Consider the following 18,098-nt stretch of genomic DNA (forward strand, 5'->3'; position numbering starts at 1 on the left):
CGTCTCATTAACGCTCACTAATTCCTGACCCGGGCTCCTGCATCCCGAATACTTTCCATCAAGACATGAAGATCAGACCGGTCATCTTCGTCTTCTGCGTCGCCTTCACGCTGCCCTGACACCACACCAATAGGATCAAAACGTTTCCATGCTGGTAACGCCGACAAAAGAGTTGCGGCCAAAATTCCGCTTTGGAGAATCCATGTAACACTGCCAACACCCAGCACGGCACCAAACCCGAAGGTTACTTTGGCGGCTGTCGAGCCCAAAACTTTATCATGTTCCCTGATTTCGTTGCCGGTGCGTTCCAATTCGCTTGTGAAATTTTCACGATCGATAGGTTTGAACTCGTAGTTGATACGCGGCGCAATCGTGGGCAGTTCCCGTTCGGCAACAGGCTCTCGTTCCGATGTCGAGATTGGGTCAAGAAGACGGATCAAATCCGGAGTTGAGGCAACCTGCTGAAGGGCTGGCGCTGGCGCTGCAAGAACAGGTGTAACCGGGTTCGGCACTACCGGATCTGCAGCAGCCGGTGGTGAAGGTGAATCGCTTTGATTTGTCAGCGGACCTGTTGGGGTTGGGCCAAGCTTCTCTTCCGTTTCTTCTTCGGCTTCCTCTTCCGTCTCTTCCTCGACCTCTTCCTCTTCGCCAGGCGTCACAGTTACAACAATTGGTCCGTTATCAACGAGTCCCGGATCAACGGGTCCCGGATCAACGACCACGGGTGGCGTATCAATATCCGAGAAGCGAACCGTCATGGGAACAGTTGCCGTTCCATCGGTCACCGTAGCAACGAACTCGTCATTTCCGGTAAAACCGGCAGGCGGCGTGTAGGTGAACGAACCGTTGGCAGCGACAAGAATGGTGCCGCCTTTTACGGTTACGAATGTACCAACTGAACCCGGGCCTACGAACAATGCGTCACCATCGGGATCGGTGGCGTTTGCGGTGCCTGACGGGTCGTTCATCAGGTTGCCAGAGATCGGATCACTGCCGGTTCCGGTAGCAGAATAGGTGACGTCCGAGGCAATGGGGGCATCGTTGACGGGCGTCACATCCCAGCGCAGCGTCGCGGTGTCGCTACCTGTTCCGTCGGTGATGGAATAGTCAAAACTGTCAGCGCCGAAAACATTGGTGGGCGGCGTATAGGTAAAGTCGCCATTTTCAGACACGGTTATCGTGCCGCCCAAGTCGGTTGCGAAAGTTCCGATCGAGTTGGTGTTGATGATCAGCGCATCACCATCGACGTCTTCATCGACACCGTTGCCGGTATCATCCGTCAGCGCGTTACCGCTGTAAGGTGTGTCTTCCGGTGTTTCGTAATTGTTGTCGTATGCGGTCGGCGCGTCTGCAACGGGCAACACATTGCCGGTTACATTGCCGACGCTTATTTCGCCATCGGCGTCCGCGACAGAATAAGTAAATCCAACAGGTCCATTGTAATTTTCGTTGGGGGTGAACAGCAGGCGGTCGCTGGCCAGACGGACGCTACCATGGGCAATGCTGACCGGCGCACCACCGTCAAAAATCGGCTGGTTGTTCACATGGGTAATGACAAGAGCGCCGCCTTCGGGGTCACTGTCATTACCCAGCACGTCGATGGAAACCGCCGAGTCCTCGTCAACCGTAAAGACATCATCACGCGCCACCGGTGCGTCGTTCACGCCCCCTATGACAAAGGTTAGTTTGGCGTTGTCCGACAAATTGCCATCGGTCACTGTATAGCTGAATATATCGCTGCCAACGAAGTTGGTCGGCGGCGTGTAAGTAAAGCTACCATCTGCAGCGAGAGTGATGGAGCCCCCCTCGACTGTTGCGAAAGTGCCTACAGAGACCGGATCAAGGGTCAGCAAGAAACTGTCGGCATCGCTGTCAACGCCGGACCCAGTGCTATCGGAAATCGCGTTTCCGTTGACCGCTTCGTCCTCATTGGAATTATATATATTGTCGCGCGCCACCGGTGCGTCATTGATGGGTGCAACATCAAAGGTAAGCGTTGCGGTGTCGCTGAACGACCCATCGGTGATGGTATAATCGAAACTGTCAGTGCCAGAAAAATTGAGAGGCGCCAGATAAGTGAAGGCGCCGCCTGCCGTCAGCGTTATGGTGCCGCCCTCAACAGTGATGAAGGTGCCTATGGATGATGCGTCCAAGGTCAGAGCATCACCTTCAGTGTCGAAATCCTGACCAGCCGCCGACACATCAGTGATGGCGTTACCAGTCAATACGATGTCTTCAGTGGCGTTATAGTCGTTGTCGACAGCGTTCGGCGCATCATTTTGCGATGTCACACGAACCGTGAAAGTGTTAGGCGTCTGATCGGTATCCAAGCCGCCATTGGCTGTGCCGCCATCATCGACAACCCGAAAGGTGAATGAGGTGTAGTCAGTACCAGGCGTCGTGGTCGAGTTGGTATTGGCATCCGGTGTAAACGTCACCAAGCCGATATCACCGACCTCAATACGCTGACCGGCCAGCACTGGGACGCCATCAACCTCCAATAAGCCGAATGCAGGCAAGGTGTCGATGATAATAGCGCTCAGATCGTTGTTCGGGTCATCAAAATCGAAGAATGGAAAGCGGATCGGATTGAACACCGCAACTGCGTCTTCCGGCATCGTCAAGGTAACGTCCGGACCGTTCGGTGCATCGTTAACTGAAAGGATGTTCAAATTGACCGTGGCCGTGTCGGTAAGGCCAGTGCCGTCATTGATCGTGTAAGAAAATGACGCTGCACCGTTCTCATTCGAATTTGGCTCGAACACCAGTTCGCCACCAACCAGTCGCACAGTGCCTTTTTCGACGTTAATAGCACCGGCAGTGGCTGTGAGCGTCTGGCCGTTCACTCTCACGATAGTAAGCGTGTCGCCATTTGCATCGGTGTCGTTGTCCAGAACATCAATTGTTACGGTGCCATCTTCCAGCACGGTAATCGTATCGTCACGCGCATCAGGAGCGGTGTTTCCCAACGTCACAGTTCCGGAAACCAAAGCTGTCGATGTAAGGCCGTTGCCGTCGGAGATGACGTAACTGAAGGAAGCAGGTCCCGCGTAATTTGCATTGGGCGCAAAAACCAACTCACCGGAAACCAGACGAACGGTGCCATTCCCAACGGTAATGGCCGCACCGCCATCGACAATCGCAGCACCATTGATCTGGGTAATCGTCAGTGCATCGTCGTCTTCGTCCTGATCATTATTAAGAACATCAATCGTTACCGTGCCGTTCGCCAGCACCGAGAAGGTGTCGTCTTGTGCAACAGGCGCTTCGTTCACGTCACGAACTGTAACGACATAGAGTTGGGTAGAGGAATTGCCTTGTGCGTCGGAGACTTCAACCGTGACACTATGAACGTTGTCTTGGCCGATCCCGTCGGTCGGGTTCTCGAAATCAGGAGGGTTTATGAAAGTGAGGGTACCCGTGTTGGGGTCCACCGCGAAAGTGCCCGGTGTTTCTTCCTGTTTGATGGAATATGTGAGTGCACCGCCCTCTGGATCGGCTGCACTAACTGTGGTGACCGCGGTCTGGTTCTCGTCGATGAGAATACTCGGTGCACCACCTCCCGGCACGGTAATTTCTGGTGCTTCATCCACGTTCAGCACCGTGAAAACAAAGTGTCGCTCGTCTGAACCGCCTTGCCCGTCGGATACAGCAACAGTCACACCATAGAGATTGTCCATACCGCTGGCATCTGTCGGGTTCTCAAAATCAGGCGGGGGAGCGAAGGATAGTACACCAGTGTTGGCGTCAATCTGGAAACTGTTCTGACTGGCACCGTCCACGATTGAATAGGTCAGCGTATCATTGTCGGCGTCTGTAGCGGTCAGAGCTATTGCAAAGGACTCGTTCTCATCAACATCAAGCTCGATGATTGGATCGTTAGGTAGTCCGGTGAATTCGGGAGCAGAGTTTCCGTCTCTGCCTACCACGCGAAACAGTGCGTCGTCGTTGTTGCCGCCATCAATGAATGTGCCGTCTGCGTAGCTGTTGTCTTCATCTACGCCGATTTGAGCAATCTTCGTCAGCGAGTCGCTGGTCACGAAAATAAAATATTCCTGACCTGAATTCAGAACGGCAGCGCTGTCCAACATGATACTGTGCCAGGCATAGCTAGTGCCCAGCTCGTTGAACCGGATATTGCCGGATACGATATTTGCCCCCGTTTCCGTTGCACGAATAGAAAATGTAAGGGTTGAGCCACCTGCCCCTCCATCCCGCTTCAAAACCATATCGATTTGATCGACTTCGTAAGTCGGTGAACCGGAATCGTAGGTGAATGTTTGGGCTTCTGAATCGATCGCACTGACACCGGCGTCATTATCAACCGACCCTATGCCGGGATCGTTCTCCACCAGCACCATCGAAGCGCCTGCCGCCAGCGAACCGATCCAGTTCGTTCCAATCGTCAGCGTTCTGGCTTCAACCGTACCGACGCGGGCTTCCAGTTCCCAATCGCCACCAAGGCTCTCGTGGCCGGTCAGATCGGTGCTGGCAGCAACGTCAGCGCCCGTGATTTCCGCCAATGTTTTAGCTGCCAGTTCCCCCGCTTCGCTAGATGCAAAATCGCAGCCGTAGATCAAAATATCACCATCATCGGAAAGCGCGCTGCCGATGGAGGCTAGGTCCGCGGCATAGATCGACGACATCGTGTCTAGGGTCAGTTCCACCCCGCCCAGCGAAAGCGAACCACCCGTGCCATGGGAGAAGATATGAACGGCATCAACATCGGAATGATGCCTGAGGGCTTCTGCAATTTGAGCAACGCCGGACCCATCATCGCTCAGTAGTACAACTTCAACGTCAGGAGACAGCGAGCTGATCAACGCTTGGACGTCTTCCACGTCTGAAGCGATGAAGGCTATTTCTCCGCCACTGCGTTGCTGGCTCAATTGCTCGGCTGGTAGATACGGTGGAACGGTTTCAAGCGCTTCAACCGTCTGGCTCCACAATGCGTTCTGGTCTGAGCTATCAGTCTGACTAGGCTGGAAGAACGCATCGGCTAACTCACCGTGGATCGTTCCGTTTGCAAAGTCTATCGCTTCGACAGCACCGGCTGCATCAAGCAGAATTCGTGGCTCCAACGCGCGCAGCAGCAAGGGCTCCCGCTCGGCCCATAACGGTCCGGCAGATTTTCGAGCTTCCGCATTGGCCTGCACAATTCCTAGTTGCCGGGCCAGTTTCCGAGCGTCCTTCATAGGTCGAAATTAGCGCCATGAAATGAAGAATAGGTGTAAAAGCTCTATCTATAACCTCAAATTGCTTCGCAGGTTTTTAGCTGTAATCCGCAAGCTGCGGTTACTGCGGTACACTTTCGCAGTTGACTGCAGATTTCCTACACATGCCTCCATCATGTGGGCATGCGTCCAATATTGTGCGCTGAGGTTAACCCATGGCAGCGCTGGCGTTGAAGCCCGAAAATTGGTGACACGTAAACCGCGATACCTCCGCTTGTATTGCGGTATTATACAATATGTGTAATTTCAATATTATGAGTAAAATTTCGAAATCTGATGTTCTATCAAAGCTGCGCGAACGCGTGCTCTCTATGGCGCTTGCGCCTGGTACGGCGCTGGATGAAATCGTTCTGGCGCAGGAATTCGGCCTCTCCCGAACACCCTTGCGGGAAATCGTGCAGCGGTTGGGCGGCGAAGGTTATCTGGTGCTGGAACCGAACCGCGGCGCGCGGGTGGCGCCTATGGACTTGGCGACAATGCGTCATTTCTTCGAAGCGGCTCCGATGATCTACGCCGCCATGTCGCGGCTGGCAGCTCAGAACGCACGGCCCAACGAGGTGGGCGATCTCAAGAATTGTCAACAACGGTATAAAACGGCGCTCGCGGCAGGAGACGTGTCCGCCACGGCTATGGAGAACCACGCCTTTCACCATTGCATCGGTGAAATGGCGCGCTCGTCCTACCTGTTGCCGGCGCTAGAGCGGTTACTGATAGACCACACGCGGATCGGACACACTTTTTACGATCGTGCTGGCGAGCGCGGCGCAGAACGCACCCGCCAAGCCAGCGATCAGCATGATGCCATGATCGAAGCAATCGAACAGCGCGAACCCGGCCGCGCTGTTGAAGTGACCTTGGAACACTGGTCACTGTCACGCGACCTGATGGAAACCTATGTTCGGCCGGACCCGCTCAACTTCCAACTGGAGGAGAGCCGCGATGCGGTTTGAAGGCATCTACACACCGGTGGTCACGCCACACCGCGACGATCATTCCATCGACGAAGAACGCTTTGCCGCTGTCCTTGAGATGTTGATCGAAGCCGGTGTCCATGGACTGATCGTGGCAGGCACCACCGGCGAATATTACGCGCAAACCGCAGAGGAACGCTTCCGACTGATGGCGCTGGCGAAAGACGTGATTGGCGACCGGTTACCGCTCATCGTCGGCACCGGCGCAATCCGCACGGAAGACTCGATAGAGTACGCTGAGGAAGCCAAGCGCATCGGTGCGGACGCTTTGCTGGTCGCAACACCGCCCTATGCCTACCCCACAGGACGCGAGATTGCGCTGCACGCATTGGCCATCGACCGCGCAGCTAATCTGCCTGTCATGCTTTACAATTATCCCGGTCGCATGGCGGTGAATATGGATGAGGAAACTCTGGACCGCCTTGGCCGTTCGCCTAATTTTTGCGCCATCAAGGAATCCTCTGGCGATCCCAACCGGTTGCATATGCTGGCGCGCGACTACCCCCATATCGGCCTATCCTGCGGCATGGATGATCAGGCGCTGGAATTCTTCGCCTGGGGTGCGCGTTCGTGGGTTTGTGCGGGTTCGAACTTCGCGCCGGAAGCCCATATCGCGCTTTATCACGCTTGCGCGGTGGAGGGCGATTTCACCAAAGGCCGCCGCATCATGTCGGCCATGCTGCCGCTCATGGGCTTGCTCGAACAGGGCGGCAAATTTGTTCAATGCATCAAGCATGGTGTCACCATGCGCGGTATCGATTGCGGTCCACCGCGCCGACCGCTGCAGCCGCTGAACAAGGATGACCGGCGCAAGTTGGAGCGCGTAGTCGCCACACTGAACAGCGCCATAACTGCAATCGAAAAGGAAACGGCATGAGCGATGATCTGCTGACACGCGAGGACTATGCAGCGATTGCAGCCGGTCTCGATCTGCCGCGCGGCGCCTTTATCGACGGTGGCTTTCGCCCCGGTCGCGGCGCACCGCTCGATACAGTCAATCCTGCCACCGGCGAAACCATCTGTACCATTGCTGCCTGCAATACCGAAGATGTGGACCTCGCTGTCGGCAAGGCCCGCGAAGCGTTTGAAGAAGGGCACTGGTCGAAGCTGCATCCGTCGCAGCGCAAGGATGTGCTCATCCGCCTTGCCAAACTCATCACCCGCAATACTCGTGAACTGGCGGTGATGGAGAGCCTCGACAGCGGAAAACCTATCCGCGATTGCGTGATGATCGACGTGCCGGAAACGGTGGAGACGATCAAATGGCACGCCGAAGCAGCTGACAAGATATACGGGCAGACTGCACCCGCTGGCGAGGACGCTATCGCAATGATTGTGCGCGAACCGGTGGGTGTGGTGGCAGCCGTGCTGCCGTGGAATTTCCCGCTGCTGATGCTGGCGTGGAAAATCGGACCAGCGCTGGCAGAAGGCAATAGCGTGATAGTTAAGCCGGCCGAACAAACCAGCCTGACCGCATTAAAAGTGGCCGAACTGGCTGCCGAAGCCGGCGTGCCACGCGGCGTGTTGCAAGTGCTGCCGGGCGATGGCCCATCGGTTGGTGAACCGCTGGGGCTACACATGGATGTGGACATGGTGAGCTTCACAGGTTCTACCGAAACCGGCCGCCGCTTCCTGCGCTATGCGGCCGACAGCAACCTGAAAAAAGTGGTGCTGGAATGCGGCGGCAAGAACCCGGCCATCGTGCTGGATGATGCTGAACATCTCGACCATGTGGCCGAACATGTGGTCAACGCCGCCTTCTGGAATATGGGTGAGAACTGTTCCGCAACGTCCCGCCTCATCGTGCAGGAAGGTGTGAAGGATGCTCTGCTGGAACGCATCATCGCTCGGCTGCGCGAATGGAAAACTGGCAACCCACTCGACCCGCAAAACCATCTTGGCGCGCTGATCGATAGCGCGCATGCCTCCAAAGTTGCCGCCTATCTGGATGGTGATGCACTGGTCGGTGGCGCGATGGACGGACCTTACTGTCCGCCGTCGATCTACGAGGTCAAGCGCGACGGCAAGCTGGCCCGTGAAGAAGTGTTCGGGCCTATCCTGTCGGTTATCACGGTGGCCACTTTGGAAGAGGCCATCGCGGTGGCAAACGATACTGATTACGGCCTTACCGCATCCATCTTCACCGCCAACGGGCGTAAGGCGCTGGCAACGGCCAAGGCATTGCGGGCAGGAACGGTGACGGTGAACTGCTACGGCGAGGGCAACCTCGCCACACCGTTCGGTGGCTACCGCCAGTCCGGTTTTGGCGGACGCGACAACGGCACCCACGCCCATGACCAATATACCGAACTCAAGACGATCTGGGTGGACCTGAGCGACCCGGCAGACGGAGATATTGTCTCGTGACCATCGCGGAGACCCCCGTTCAACTCCGCCGCGGCGGACGAGGCGCACGGCGGGAAATTCGCACTGCCATCGACACGACCATGTTGCCCGCGCTGAAGCGCAACCTACCGCTGATCGAGCCAATGGATGCGGAGCAGATCGCCAGGATCGACGCGGCATCGATGGATATTCTCGAAGAGGTCGGCGTCGTCTTTCGCGACCCCATAGCAATCGAAGACTGGCGCAAAGCCGGTGCGAAGGTTGGTGAAGAAGATCGCGTATTTCTTGACCGTGAGATGGTCCGCGAATTTATCGCGACCATTCCCGAAACCTTCACCTATCACGCCCGTAATCCGGCCAACAATCTGCCCTTCGGGGCCGACCATGCCATGTTCATTCCCATGACGGGCGCGCCTTACCTGCGCGATCTCGACGATGTGCGGCGCGGACCGACGCTGGATGATCTGGCCAATTTTCACAAACTCGCCCACATGCTGCCAGCCATGCATTCCAGCGCCCACCACATCGTGGAGCCGATGGATCATGTGGTCGCCCACCGCCATTTGCAGATCACCCATTCGTCCATGAAACACTCCGACAAGACATTCATGGGCATGACCACGAGCGGCAAGAACGCCGAAGATGTGTTAGATATGTGCGCCATATTGTTTGGCACGGAGTTCATGGAAACCCACGCTGTCGTGACGGGCAACTGCAACGGCAACTCACCGCTGGTCTGGGACGAAACCATGCTTGGCGCTATGCGTGCCTTCTGCCGGCGCAACCAACCGGTCTTGTGTTCGCCCTTCGTGTTGGGTGGAGCCAACACCCCTGCCTCCACGGCAGCTACCGTGGCACAGTTGAACGCCGAGGCTCTTTCGGCGCTCGCCTATACGCAGGTCATTCGTAAGGGGTGCCCAGCCATCTACGGACACTACCTGTCCACCGTTTCCATGAAGTCCGGCGCGCCCATGGCAGGCACCCCTGAAATTTCACTCATGAACATGATGATAGGTCAGATGGCGCGTCACTACGGTGTGCCGTGGCGCACATCGAACACACTGGGCGGCGCAAAGACCTTCGACGCGCAATCGGGGTACGAATCCGCCTCCACCATGATGGCGGTGCTCATGTCAGGCGCCAACTACATGTGGCACTCGGCTGGCTGGAACGAGGCGGGCATGCATTGTTCTATTGCGAAGTTCATCGTGGATGCCGAACAATGCGCCATGGGCTACCGCATGGTGGAGGGCGTGCAATGGGGCGACTTCGACGAAGCGCTGGCCGCCGTGCGCGATGTAGGACCAGGCGGCCATTATCTCGGTCACCCGCACACGCAGAAGCGGTTTCAGGAAGCTTTCTTCATGCCGGAAATGTTCGATAACAATTCCATTGAACAATGGGCGGCAGACGGTTCCAAGGACATTACCCAACGGGCGCTGGAACGGGCCCGCGATATGTTGGCAGCCTATGAGGAACCGACGCTCGACCTGGCGGTGAACGATGAACTGCTCGACTATATCGCACGCAGAGAACGTGAAATTCCTGCTGTCGATGCGCTGAACGAAGAGTATTGAACGTACCGCCATGCGGGTGACGACCCAGCCATATGATCCCGGCCCTGCCGCGTGGAATGCCTTGCTTCCCGACAGCCCGGCCCACGCACCACTGGACGGTGACATCACCGCTGACGTGCTCGTGATCGGTGCTGGTTTTACCGGGCTGACCGCAGCGCGGCGGCTCAACCAGCTGGATCCCAATTTGAATATCGTTGTGCTGGAAGCCCGACGCGTCGCAGAAGGACCGGCGGGCCGCAATTCCGGGTTCATGATCGACCTTCCCCACAACCTGTCATCGAAGGACTATGCTGGCGCAAAAGCCAGTGACCTCGCGCAGACCCACGTCAACCGCGCCGCCATCGCTTTTGCAGAGCAAGCAGCAAACGACCTGAATATGGGTACTGAGGCCTTTGCGCTGACTGGCAAGATCAACGCAGCAGCAACCACAAAGGGTGACGCCCACAACCGAGACTACGTCAGCCATCTCGACGCGATGGGCGAACCTCACGAATTGTTGGATGCTGTAAACATGCGCGCTATCTGCGGCTCATCCTACTACCGCTCCGGCCTTTTCACACCGGGTACGGCTATGCTGCAACCCGCACTTTACATCCGCAATCTGGCGCGGGGCATCATAGAGCGTGGCGTCATGTTACACGAAGCATCTCCGGTCATAGACCTGTCTAACCTCTCCGATAATTGGCATGCAAAGACGCCAAGCGGCACGGTAACTGCTCCAAGCGTTGTGCTGGCGACCAACGGTCATGCGGAAAGTTTTGGTCTGTTCAAGCGCCGCCTCATGCATGTCTATCTTTACGCTTCGATGACCCGCGCCATGTGCGATAATGAGGTCTCCACGTTAGGCGGAAGAGACCGCTGGGCTTTCACGCCAGCGGACCCGATGGGCACGACCGTGCGCCGTATCAGCGGCACCGGTGGCACACGCATCGTAGTCCGCAATGGCTTCACCTGGGCACCGGAGCGTGTGGTCACGGTAGATCGGCTAGCCTTGATGAAGCGTGCCCATCGCCGATCCTTCGACAATCGCTTTCCCGCCTTAAAGGCGGTGGAGATGGAGCACGTCTGGGGTGGACTGCTCTGCCTGTCGCGCAACAACGCACCCGCTTACGGAGAAGTGCAGCCTGGCCTGTTCAGCGCTTGCTGCCAGAACGGGCTCGGCACCGCTATGGGCACCGCAGCGGGCATGGCAATTGCCGAACGTATATTGGGCGTCTCTTCCCACCTCGATGAGCATTTCAGCGCGCAGCCCGCCCCGTCAAAATTACCACCACCAGTAATCGCCAATATCGGAGCCAATGCAGTTCTAAGATGGAAAGAGCAACGTGCCGGGCGCGAACTCTAACCATAATCGAAGGTGTTGCGTGCGGGCTGGCGGTACTGTTTCGCGATTATCTGGAAGACTTCGCTGGTGAAAATAATGCGGTCCGTGCTGTCGATGCGTTTGTAGAGGCGATCGATTTGGTCGAACTAGGTTTTACCGGTGCGGCACGCAGTGGGTGTCGAAGTGATTTGGCTGATGGGACAGCTCGCTCCAGACTGCAAAACGATCGCGGACTTACGGCACAACAATGGCAGTACCGTTTGCAAGGTCTGCCGCCAGTTCGTTGACTTATGTCGCCAAGTCACCCTGCTGAGCGGCGGCGAAGTCGCTATGGCGGCTTCGATCAATAAGCGAATGGGCACCGCCGGGCCTATATAGGCCGCGAAACGACACATGGCGTGAACCTAGTGTCGTGCTTCAATCATATCGTTCAGCTTTTTCACGATCCGTCCTGCGGTCGTTTCAAACAATGGCGGGGCAATAGCGTGAACGAGCGCAGCACCTGCTGCCAAAAATAGCGCACCTGAAAAGCCAGCCGCAAATCGGGCGTGCTGCAAATACGTTTCGTTCACACTGGCAGGGTGATCGACGAAACCGCGGAGCAGATTCACAGACTGTTTTTCTAGGTTGGATGGAGCACGCATGCTGAAAACCTTGGAGCAATTGAATTGAAGCCCATTAAATCAGCAAACTGTCGTGAATTTTTCCCATAGATATAGCGTTTTGTATCGATCGTGAGATAATATCCCGCATATGAGAGATAAATTAGACGATATAGATCGTCGCATTCTTCGCCGCATTCAAGCGGATGCCTCGTTGAGCGTCGACGCGCTAGCCGAAGTCGTAGGCTTGTCCCGCAACGCATGCTGGCGTCGGGTTAAAAATCTGGAGACAAGTGGCGCCATTTTGAAGCGGGTCGCACTCGTCGATCCTGCAGCGGTCGGACTGGATTTGTCGGTCTTCGTTCTGGTCAGAACCAACCGTCATGATCGCGAATGGCTTACGATGTTCGACCAAGCGGTGCGCGCGATGCCAGAGATCGTTGGTGCGCACCGCATGGCTGGAGATCTGGATTACATATTGAGAGTCCGCATTGGTTCCGTGCGGGAATATGATGACTTTTATCAGCGCTTGATCGCGCGGGTCCCTCTATCCGATATATCGGCGAGCTTCGTAATGGATGATATAAAGGACACAACAGAACTGTCTGTCTGACGTAGTGTGCTTATGATTCGAAGGATTGGGGCTACTTGAACCAAACCAGACTTGACTGTTAGCGTCACCGGCATCCGTGGAAAGGCAAAGGCCACGGCCTTGTCCGAAATCCCATCTACCCTGATAGGGATCGGAAATGCCGGTACCGGGTGCGACTTTTTCATACTGTATCGCAAGGGCGGCCTTCGCCTAAAAACCATCTCGCGAGTTTGTCGCTACGGTCATTTTGATCAGCTTTTCAGTGTTGGGGAGTAACTCACAGTTGAGTTTTGCAAACTCACACACCGGCTACGCGCTATCTTCGAACCACACCGTTTCCATCGTGTGGTTTATCGATGCTTCCTGCTCGTTTTCTTTGTTTGTGATCTGCTGAGCAATGACGCCGAGAGGTTTACGACGTGACTGGTTGAAAATGCGCCCTAGATACTCGCCTTGAATACCCAGCAAAGCTGCGAGCGCTCCGGTGCTGCCCAATTGCAGCATGACCAGCGTGGTAAAGCCGCGTGGGTAATCTTCAGCAGCGAACAAGAAGCCTGCAAAATAGACCAACGCCAACAGTGCCATCACAATCGAAATGGCAAATGAAAAATAGATGGCAAGACGCAGGGGAAGTTTGCTGTGATTGCTGATGCCATCTAACGCAAGGCGCAGCAGCTCTGAAAAGCTAAAACTCGACTCGCCGCCCATTCGCGCATCGCGTGAATAGCTAATGCCTTTTTGGTTGCCACCGATAGCAGCGATCTGACCGCGCAAATATGGTGTTTGATCGTTGAGCGAGCAAACGAGGTCGCGCACACCCTTGTCTACGAGCCTAAAATCACCAGCATCACGCGGGATATCGTCTGCCGAAATAGCTGACATAAAACGGTAGAAGGCTTTTCGAAGCCCAGTAATGATCGCGCCCTCTTTTCGTTGAGCACGAACGCCGTAGACAACATGGTAGCCCTGCTGCCAGTTCTCGATGAAGGTTACGATCATTTCCGGCGGATCTTGCAGATCAGCATCGATTTGTACGATGGCGTCGCCGGTCGCCTTGTGGAAACCCATAAGGATTGATCGTTGGAATCCGATATTATTTGCGAAGCGGAAAATACGAAGATCGTAATTGAGAGTATTGTGAGATTTCGCGTGGTTGCTCAAAAGTTCAAATGTGCGGTCGGTTGAGCAATTATCGTTGATAATAAGCTCTACACGCAGCCCGAATTTTTCGCGGATATCTTGGATAACATCATCGATGCGTTCGAAAAACGATGGGATGACATCTTCTTCGTTGAACATGGGCGTGATGATGGAAATTGTGCCACTTGAAGCTCTTGGGGGCGTCATCTTCACTTTGATTGCTCCAAGTTCAAATTGTCTGACAGCCAGTCGACCATGCCTGTAAGCGGATCGCGGGCGACGATCAAATCACTGGATCTCGACCATCTGGTTTCATAATTGTCAGTAACTGGTGACGGCAAGCTACCAACCTGCAGAAGGTCTGATTTTCCCAAAGCTGCGAAAATGTGTTCGGCAAGATCACGCAGCGCCACGGCACGCCCTGAACTCAACAGCGCTGGCCGCGCAGCTATATCCGGTCTCCCCAAGCGGTTGATGATACACTGGGCTATATCGGCGACATGATGGTACTCACGGATCTGGGAACCATCACTCATTTTAAACGGGACGTCGTCCTGTAATGCCTTGGCTATCAGTCCTGAAAACATCTGCCATTGAATATAGTGCCCACCATAAAGTGTATGCATCTGAAAATGATGCCACGGAACGATGTCGTGCAACGCCGAGCCTTGCCAGTGTTCATACAGCTCGCGTTTGCTTCTAAGATAGGGGTTGGACTTTGCAACTTCGGGAAGGGTTTCAAAAGCGCTGCCGAATGTCGCCATTTGAACGCGTCCGACGCGGTCACGGTTAGCATCCGCCCATTCACAAAGACGGTGATATTGCCAGATCGGATAGCTGGCATTGACGGACGTCAATTTATCAGGCGCCGCTTTTGGATCGATAAGACCAACGCAGTAAAATAAATTGATATCCGCACCGATATCCTCCTGCAGGGTGTCTTCCAGCACCTCCAGAAGAATGGTTTCTGCACTCTGTCGGTTTGCGTCCCCGATGACATCACGCGGAATGGGGCATAACGTATAACCAGGCCCAGACCGCAGATTGCTAGCCAGTGCCGTACCTAGCACCCCCGTGCTTCCTTGAATGATATTCTTAATGGGCAAAGCGTTATCTAATCTTCGCGATTATTACGCAGCGACGTAGTCAGTGTCGGCCGGAAAACTACAAATTTCTGTATGATAAACGAGCATACAGCATTCATGGGCAACAAGATAAGCGGCGCTAGTTCGGCGGAGATATCCATCTGAGTCAATTTAACGACCAGCGTTCCGTTGAGCCATAAAAGTCCCAACCAACTGATTGCATAGATTATAAAACGGCTTTTAGGAACCTTATTGAAAACGATATGGCCGCCCATCAGGTAGCTGATTACGAGCATGATCGAAACCGACCCGGTCGCTGCAAACCAGACGTCGCGACTTGCATAATAGATTATCAAATAAAGAGCGTACCCAAGAGCTGTGTTGATGACACCAGCCACGGCAAAGCGAAATATGCTCCACCTCCATAATCTCTGCAGGGGCTTCAAAAGTGCATTCATCGCAGTGACGCCCATTTCAAAAATATCCACTTTTTCAACGACACAAAAAGAGAAGACATTTCAAATTGCGCGCGCTCCATAGGCGATAGTTTAAGTGAAAAATGCTGCCGAAGGGATCTGAATTCCCGTGCCGCACCAGAAAGCAGTCCTGCGGTCGCATTTTGCCCGGTATATCGATTACCGATCAGATGTCCGTCGATGCGCGCTAACTTTCCAAGCAGCCCCACTTCAGCAGAATGCACAAGGTCAGCCGAATAGGGAAATTTGGTTGAATACGGCACACTGAATGCTGCTGAAGTTCGATGTAAAAGTGGGATACCAAAAAGATTTCGATGCTGGATTACCGAGCTTCGCAGCGCATCCGGCGCGCTGAATATTCCGCGCTGCGGAAAATCATGATTCAGCATGACCTTGCCATGACGGTCGATAAAAGCATGATCGCAATAGACACTGACGATACCAGTGTCGGATTTCAATATTTGCAGCGCGCGGTCCAAAGCGTCGTCAACGCTCAACACATCGTCGGCGCATAACAATGTGTAAGCGTCAGCGGTTACATAATTCCGCACGAGATCGAGATTCGGAAACATACCGATATTGGTCTCGTTCCTGTGAATCTTTACACGCCTGTCGCGGGCCGACAGATCCTGCAAAAAAGGCCACGTTCCATCGGTGCTGCAATTGTCAGAAACGATGAGCTGAAAATCAACACCCGTCTGTGACAGGACTGAGGCCACCGCGTCTTTCAAATAGGGCATGCCATTGTAGACGGGTATGTAAACCTGGATATCCGGAGCGTCGTCTAACATGCAATATCTGCTGACAATGAAAGCTCCTTAGACCGATAGACACGCCACCATTTGCTCTCGCAGACTAAGCTGTAGCGATCGCTGATGCCTGATGAGATCCGTTGTTTAGAAATTTTGGCAGTAGGGCCAGCATAGGCGCTGGACCAGTCCTGCTCCATCAAAATGCTATTTGGCTTCTCATTTCCTAGATGGGCCAGGATTTCTTGAAGCGACGATGGTGTGTTGGTTTTGAACACGATTTCTCGCGCCTTCAGGTCAGAAATTCCTAGTTCCAGAACCGCCATAGGTGTTGTGGTGAAAACAGTAGCTCCGTCGTGGGCATAGTCCATATCAGAAAGATCTTTCAAACGCTCATTGTAGGGTTGAGCAATGTCTTTGCGAACTAGAAGGCCGGATGCGTAAGCGGGATCGCTAAAATCGATGTGTTTTGACGTCGATCTATGAGAAATTTTCCACTGCCCCGCCGAAATATCGATGATCGCTACATAGCAGCATATGAAACAAATCTGAGCCGCGCGAAAAGAACCGAACCGCATCGCTTTCAAAAACATGCAATGAATCGGAATGACGATAAGAAGGCCGAATATCCAGTACAAACTAGAAGGGCGATTAACATAGTACATCAAAGAAAGCAGGAAACACGCTGACAATGACAGAGATAATCGCTCTATTTGATCGAGATTTTTTCGAAATCCAATATAAGCGATATACAGCGATGTAAATACTGCAAAAATCACCAATACGAAAAAAGGAGTATCTACCGAAATGGGTGCGCCGCCAAGATTTTTGCCGAAACGCAAGACAGTCTCCACAAAAATAAGGTGAAGCGGGTGACCTGTGAACCAGACCAGAAGCGCGCTAACGGCAACAGCAGATATGAGCGACAGAGCTAAATACCCCAGCGATCGCATGGCTTGTATCAAGCTTGCTTGCTGTGATGTTGCAACGTAGAGGAGCCAACCCAGCAAAGCGAACGTCCCACTGTCGGGAAAAAGAGGCAGAAGCGCGCCCAAGGATGCAGTGCCCAGGACATTAAGGCGCAGATTTCCATTGCCCTGTTTCTGTGACAGCGCCAGAAAGAGAAACAGTCCGAGAAATGGCAAGTATCTCAAAGCGGACAGATTTGGCATGGTGACCAAGGTGCTGTTGAAGGGCCCTAATAAGCCGGCGCAGACGCCAACTGCCGCCCACATCATAGGCGCACTAAATCTACTATTGCCTTCCAGGCGGATTACACGGGCGCACAAATAGAAAAAACTGGCCACCATCAAAATATTGCTTACACGCGCAAGCATGTAAAAATCGTACTGGCTCAACGAACCCAGCGCCGTTTCAGCAACCGCATAGATGAGCGCAGGGCCAACGCCATAAGCGGTCATCATATCCGGCGTGATGCTAAGGTTGTTGACAAGCGCGTTGGCGAGTTCTCCGCCAACATAAAATATGTGCGGATCTCCTTGGGGGAAAAGCACCGGACTAGCGTATTCTGAAAAATAATATGCAACAGCGATTGCAATAAGAAGAACGATCGCAATGCTCCATGCAGGCAGCCTTGCTTTTTCAAAAAAATCTTCGAGCCAATTACGAGCGGGCGATTGGTAATACCGCTCGAGCAACCCACCGTGAGGTCTTCTCAACTGCAGTATATCGGGAAATCTGCTCGCTATCGCCGTTGCCGAAAGCAGGCAGAACAACACCAAAAATCCAACGCCTACAAAATATGCGGATTTCTGTGCGGTGGGGTCAATAATCTTAAAATTCGACACATGTTCAGGAAAGAGTGCTAGATTTCCTGGTCCCAACGTGAACTTGAGATAGACGTAGGAAATAACAGAACCGACAAATACAATCGCCGTAGCAACGAAAGCGAAGTTTCCAGCCTGCTGTTCTCGTGCCATTGTGGCATGATCTAAATCGTCGTTCTTCATCCTGCATTAGTCTTTCAATATTTGAGCAGTGT

13 protein-coding genes are annotated in these 18,098 nt (G+C 54.1%); 6 read left to right on the forward strand and 7 right to left on the reverse strand.

All coding sequences use genetic code 11. From position 1 onward, the window contains the following. Positions 1 to 17: 17 nt before the first annotated feature. Positions 18 to 5,195 carry an Ig-like domain-containing protein gene (locus tag R2A130_RS12940; RefSeq protein ID WP_009464954.1) on the reverse strand — a complete coding sequence of 1,726 codons (5,178 nt, stop codon included), beginning with the start codon at positions 5,193 to 5,195 and terminating at the stop codon, positions 18 to 20. 293 nt (positions 5,196 to 5,488) lie between these two features. Here R2A130_RS12940 and R2A130_RS12945 point away from each other — a divergent pair, with 293 nt between their 5' ends. Genes R2A130_RS12945 through R2A130_RS12965 form a run of 5 tightly spaced genes read left to right on the forward strand, consistent with a single transcriptional unit; the run spans position 5,489 to position 11,473 of the window. After that, entirely contained in the window at positions 5,489 to 6,184 is a 696-nt protein-coding gene (locus R2A130_RS12945) for a GntR family transcriptional regulator (protein WP_009464955.1), read from the forward strand. Further along, positions 6,174 to 7,082, forward strand: coding sequence for a dihydrodipicolinate synthase family protein (locus R2A130_RS12950; protein ID WP_009464956.1), 909 nt, complete (start codon positions 6,174 to 6,176; stop codon positions 7,080 to 7,082). The genes R2A130_RS12945 and R2A130_RS12950 overlap by 11 nt, the downstream gene beginning before the upstream one ends. Beyond that, entirely contained in the window at positions 7,079 to 8,572 is a 1,494-nt protein-coding gene (locus R2A130_RS12955; protein WP_009464957.1) for an aldehyde dehydrogenase, read from the forward strand. Before R2A130_RS12950 ends, R2A130_RS12955 begins: the two co-directional genes overlap by 4 nt. Further along, positions 8,569 to 10,128 (forward strand): trimethylamine methyltransferase family protein, encoded by a 1,560-nt coding sequence (locus R2A130_RS12960; protein WP_009464958.1) that lies wholly within the window; start codon positions 8,569 to 8,571, stop codon positions 10,126 to 10,128. Before R2A130_RS12955 ends, R2A130_RS12960 begins: the two co-directional genes overlap by 4 nt. Before the next feature lie 10 nt (positions 10,129 to 10,138). Further along, positions 10,139 to 11,473 carry an FAD-binding oxidoreductase gene (locus R2A130_RS12965; RefSeq protein WP_009464959.1) on the forward strand — a complete coding sequence of 445 codons (1,335 nt, stop codon included), beginning with the start codon at positions 10,139 to 10,141 and terminating at the stop codon, positions 11,471 to 11,473. Positions 11,474 to 11,856: 383 nt separating this feature from the next. Here the strand turns inward: R2A130_RS12965 and R2A130_RS12970 are convergent, their stop codons facing one another. Then, a complete protein-coding gene (locus R2A130_RS12970; protein WP_009464960.1) occupies positions 11,857 to 12,063 on the reverse strand; it encodes a DUF6356 family protein in 207 nt (68 codons plus the stop codon). A gap of 142 nt (positions 12,064 to 12,205) precedes the next feature. Here R2A130_RS12970 and R2A130_RS12975 point away from each other — a divergent pair, with 142 nt between their 5' ends. After that, complete coding sequence (locus tag R2A130_RS12975; RefSeq protein WP_009464961.1) at positions 12,206 to 12,667, forward strand: Lrp/AsnC family transcriptional regulator; 462 nt, start codon at positions 12,206 to 12,208, stop codon at positions 12,665 to 12,667. A gap of 288 nt (positions 12,668 to 12,955) precedes the next feature. Here the strand turns inward: R2A130_RS12975 and R2A130_RS12980 are convergent, their stop codons facing one another. The 5 genes from R2A130_RS12980 to R2A130_RS13000 are packed head-to-tail and all read right to left on the reverse strand — an operon-like array spanning position 12,956 to position 18,066. Then, on the reverse strand, positions 12,956 to 13,993 hold the full coding sequence (locus R2A130_RS12980) for a glycosyltransferase family 2 protein (protein ID WP_050786157.1): 1,038 nt from the start codon (positions 13,991 to 13,993) through the stop codon (positions 12,956 to 12,958). Positions 13,994 to 13,995: 2 nt separating this feature from the next. Beyond that, positions 13,996 to 14,892, reverse strand: coding sequence for an NAD(P)-dependent oxidoreductase (locus R2A130_RS12985; RefSeq protein ID WP_156798519.1), 897 nt, complete (start codon positions 14,890 to 14,892; stop codon positions 13,996 to 13,998). A gap of 8 nt (positions 14,893 to 14,900) precedes the next feature. Further along, complete coding sequence (locus tag R2A130_RS12990; RefSeq protein ID WP_040305961.1) at positions 14,901 to 15,344, reverse strand: GtrA family protein; 444 nt, start codon at positions 15,342 to 15,344, stop codon at positions 14,901 to 14,903. After that, the gene (locus R2A130_RS12995) at positions 15,326 to 16,138 is read right to left on the reverse strand and encodes a glycosyltransferase family 2 protein (RefSeq protein WP_009464964.1); all 813 of its coding nucleotides are present in this window, start codon (positions 16,136 to 16,138) and stop codon (positions 15,326 to 15,328) included. The genes R2A130_RS12990 and R2A130_RS12995 overlap by 19 nt, the downstream gene beginning before the upstream one ends. Continuing rightward, positions 16,132 to 18,066 (reverse strand): hypothetical protein, encoded by a 1,935-nt coding sequence (locus tag R2A130_RS13000; protein ID WP_009464965.1) that lies wholly within the window; start codon positions 18,064 to 18,066, stop codon positions 16,132 to 16,134. Before R2A130_RS13000 ends, R2A130_RS12995 begins: the two co-directional genes overlap by 7 nt. Positions 18,067 to 18,098 lie beyond the last annotated feature (32 nt).

It is taken from the genome of Ahrensia sp. R2A130, from assembly GCF_000179775.1.
GTDB lineage: Bacteria > Pseudomonadota > Alphaproteobacteria > Rhizobiales > Rhizobiaceae > Pseudahrensia.

Bases quoted from the DNA above. Each gene is read 5' to 3' on its own strand.
- R2A130_RS12940 (WP_009464954.1), bottom strand. From the start codon at position 5,195: ATGAAGGACGCTCGGAAACTGGCCCGGCAACTAGGAATTGTGCAGGCC.
- R2A130_RS12945 (WP_009464955.1), top strand. From the start codon at position 5,489: ATGAGTAAAATTTCGAAATCTGATGTTCTATCAAAGCTGCGCGAACGC.
- R2A130_RS12950 (WP_009464956.1), top strand. From the start codon at position 6,174: ATGCGGTTTGAAGGCATCTACACACCGGTGGTCACGCCACACCGCGAC.
- R2A130_RS12955 (WP_009464957.1), top strand. From the start codon at position 7,079: ATGAGCGATGATCTGCTGACACGCGAGGACTATGCAGCGATTGCAGCC.
- R2A130_RS12965 (WP_009464959.1), top strand. From the start codon at position 10,139: ATGCGGGTGACGACCCAGCCATATGATCCCGGCCCTGCCGCGTGGAAT.
- R2A130_RS12975 (WP_009464961.1), top strand. From the start codon at position 12,206: ATGAGAGATAAATTAGACGATATAGATCGTCGCATTCTTCGCCGCATT.
- R2A130_RS12980 (WP_050786157.1), bottom strand. From the start codon at position 13,993: ATGACGCCCCCAAGAGCTTCAAGTGGCACAATTTCCATCATCACGCCC.
- R2A130_RS12990 (WP_040305961.1), bottom strand. From the start codon at position 15,344: ATGGGCGTCACTGCGATGAATGCACTTTTGAAGCCCCTGCAGAGATTA.
- R2A130_RS12995 (WP_009464964.1), bottom strand. From the start codon at position 16,138: ATGTTAGACGACGCTCCGGATATCCAGGTTTACATACCCGTCTACAAT.
- R2A130_RS13000 (WP_009464965.1), bottom strand. From the start codon at position 18,066: ATGAAGAACGACGATTTAGATCATGCCACAATGGCACGAGAACAGCAG.